The organism is Mycobacterium sp. (genome assembly GCF_049281135.1).
GTDB lineage: Bacteria > Actinomycetota > Actinomycetes > Mycobacteriales > Mycobacteriaceae > Mycobacterium.
The window spans coordinates 1-2,873 of record NZ_JBAPRN010000448.1; the positions used below are offsets into that span (position 1 = coordinate 1).

The 2,873-nt window shown below is 62.5% G+C and carries 2 protein-coding genes; one reads left to right on the forward strand and one right to left on the reverse strand.

All coding sequences use genetic code 11. The features are described 5' to 3' along the window. A partial coding sequence (locus WAN02_RS18195) for a hypothetical protein (protein ID WP_422265646.1) occupies window positions 1-464 on the reverse strand: 464 nt, incomplete at its 3' end. A 244-nt stretch (window positions 465-708) separates the two neighbouring features. Between WAN02_RS18195 and WAN02_RS18200 the strand changes: the two genes are divergently transcribed. After that, on the forward strand, window positions 709-2,451 hold the full coding sequence (locus WAN02_RS18200) for a DUF4407 domain-containing protein (RefSeq protein ID WP_422265647.1): 1,743 nt from the start codon (window positions 709-711) through the stop codon (window positions 2,449-2,451). Window positions 2,452-2,873 lie beyond the last annotated feature (422 nt).

Sequence of the window (2,873 nt, forward strand, 5' to 3'; positions counted from 1 at the left end):
ATGAAGCGCCGGATCTCTGCGTCGACGCCGGCGACGACGCGCAACAACTCGCCGCGAATACTTTTCGACGAGACGTGGACCGTGATGTCCGACGGACGCGGCTTTGCGACGTCGACAATCAGCAGCAACGGCTCAGCCGCGCGCGCGGTCGCGCTCAGCCCGATGTCGCCGTCGACCGTGAAGCGCTGCTTGTCGATTCTGAGGTCGACGAGAAGGTCGATGAGCAGGGGGATGTGAATGTCAAAAGTGATGCTGTCGTCGACGTTGCGGGTGACCTGCGGTTGCTTGATGGTCACGTTGGCGCTGACTTTGGCGATCTTCCCCGGACCCTGAGCCATCGGGGGCATGTCGAAGTTGTTGCCCGCGATCGCGGCGAACGCCGCGCCGACGCGCTCTTCGGTCACGGCCACTTCGAAGAATCGGCGCCCAAACGTCTCGTAGCTCACGTACTCAAAGCCCTGCATAGTAAATACCGTCTCACGTGGCATTCCGAGACTGCGGCAGATCCCATCGTGTCGGCCCTGCCGCATCGCTCGACGGCGCTAGATGTCTGAGCCGTGTAGTTGTGAGAGAATTCAGCCGTCGCACCGGTGCGATCCGGTATGGGCTCTCGGTTGCGTATGTGAACCGCACCACACACCCACCAATGATTCGATATCCACGGCCGTGGCCTTTCTGGTCGGCAGATTCTGGAGGTACCTGACTCCGATGTGCGCGCATCAAGTTGCTGAACCACGAACCGCAGGCTCGTCGATATCGGCCTTGCTCACCTGGCTGGGCGGAGCCGACCGTCGTGAACTCAACGAACGTCACGAGCGGTCCACCCACGCGGTCGCGGGCGTGGTTGTGCTGGTCGATGTCGTATTGACCTGGTTGGTGACGACCCTCGCTGTGATGCCGACGGTGCACGTGTCGGCGCTGGTCGTGGTCCCGTTCACCTTGCTATTCGCCCTGTTGGTGGGCGCGACGGCCCGAGCGATCGCGACCGGGCCGACGCGCGGTGCTGCCGGGCACGGAACGACGGCGCTGGCCGTCGTCCTGGTGATGGCTTTGGGTGGGGTCGTCGGCGAATTCGCGGCGCTCGCGCTGTTCTCCGGCTCGATTGAGCGCGTGATCCACCAACAGGCCGCGCGCAACGCCATTTCGGCGCCGGCCGTTGTCCAGCAATCGAGCAACCTGCAGCAGATGCGCGAGGCACGCGTCGCGCTCGACCAGGCCGTCGACGCGGCCCGTGCACACCGTGACGAGGCGCTGGTCGTCGCCCGCTGCGAATACCATCCGACTCCGGCGTGTCCCCAGACCCGAATCACCGGCGTACCCGGTTCCGGGCCCGAAACCCGAACGGCCAATGAGCTTCTCGCCGACTCTCAGCAAGAACTTGATCAAGCCATCGCGGCTCGCGACCGACGAGTCCCCGGACTGGAAGACCAAATCAGCCACGGCGAGCGGGTACTCGACGAAGCGCGCCAGAGCGCGATCGCAGACGCGGATCACGATTTGGGCTCGCGTTGGGTCGCAATGCAGCAGTTGACGTCGGCCGGCGCGGGCACACTGGCACTGCGCTTGCTAACGGTCGGGTTCTTCATAGCCCTGGGCGTATTGCCACTGATCCTGCGACGGTGGCGCGGGGTCACGAGCCATGATCGCCACGCTCAGGCCCGCGCCGAACGTGAAAAGGCCGAGTTGGAAGCCGATACAGCGATCGCCGTAAGACGGGCGGAGGTGCGTGCGGCCGCCGAAACCATGTGGGCCGAACAGCAACTCGAACAAGCCCGACTGGCCGTCGAGGCACAGACGGAAATCGACCGCGCGCAGCTACGTCATCGGGTGAGCGCCGCGATTGAGGTCACGACACCCGACCCGGAACCGGTGGACGACGACATCTATCTGCCGATCGCCGCCGAGGCGCACGCCGCGAGTCTCGCTACGCCGGCGCCGGCGACCAGTGAGGTGAGCGAGGCAAGGAATCTACCGGCAATTGTCGAGGCGCCCGATATGCCCGCCACGCAGTCGATTCCAACGATCCCCGATGTCACCAGAGCAGCCGCTCGCTGGATCCGGCCACTGGTACCGAATTTCGTAGCCCGCGCGATCGACACCTCAACGCATCCGCTTCGCACTGCACGCCAAGTCATCGAAGAATTCGAGGAAATCACCTTCTCGCTCAGAAGAACTCACAAGATCACTGTCGCAACCGAGGAGGACTCCGGCGCGTCATCCGCCTACAGCTCGGTCTCGGCCCATTCGCAGGATGACCGCGACAACAGCGATCTCAATGCAGGCGCTGCTGCGGCCCAGGCGGTTTCGGCGCATCGTCCGCTGGCGGGGCGCGCGAAAGGCCATTCGGTGATCTCCGGAAGCCGGGAAGCGCAACCCGAATTGGCTGAACGTGATGGGCCTGCTGAGCTACGTGCACCCGACGGGCCGCGGCAATTGCCCCCTGCTCGATAACCAAAGCGCAGAACGCAGCTCGGCAACCTGCAGGTAACTTGACGAAGAGTCAGCGCAACCGCGTCACTGGCCTGCGTAGATGGGCCTAAGCAGGGCGCCTAACCGAGATTCCGCTCACAGCGATAGATAACGCTTTGCTAAACAGGGCTTTTGGCCTAAAGTTGCTGCATCTGGGTCATCGCTCAGCGAAAAGTCAAGAACGGGTTACTCTTCCACCTGCGTGGAATTGACGCTTTGGAAACCCTTATCTAGCAGGTCTTTTTGCAAGAAAATGTAATCCACGTCATGTATTGGGCGCAAAGGTGATGGGGCGCACAATTTTTGGCCGATTATTGATCTTGTTTGTAACGTCCCGGTTCATGTTTGTTTTAGCGACACTGATGGGCCTGATTGAGCAAATGTCAGGCACGCCGTACATCACC

Excerpts from the sequence above, each read along its gene's own strand:
- WAN02_RS18200 (WP_422265647.1), top strand. The coding sequence starts at position 709 with ATGTGCGCGCATCAAGTTGCTGAACCACGAACCGCAGGCTCGTCGATA.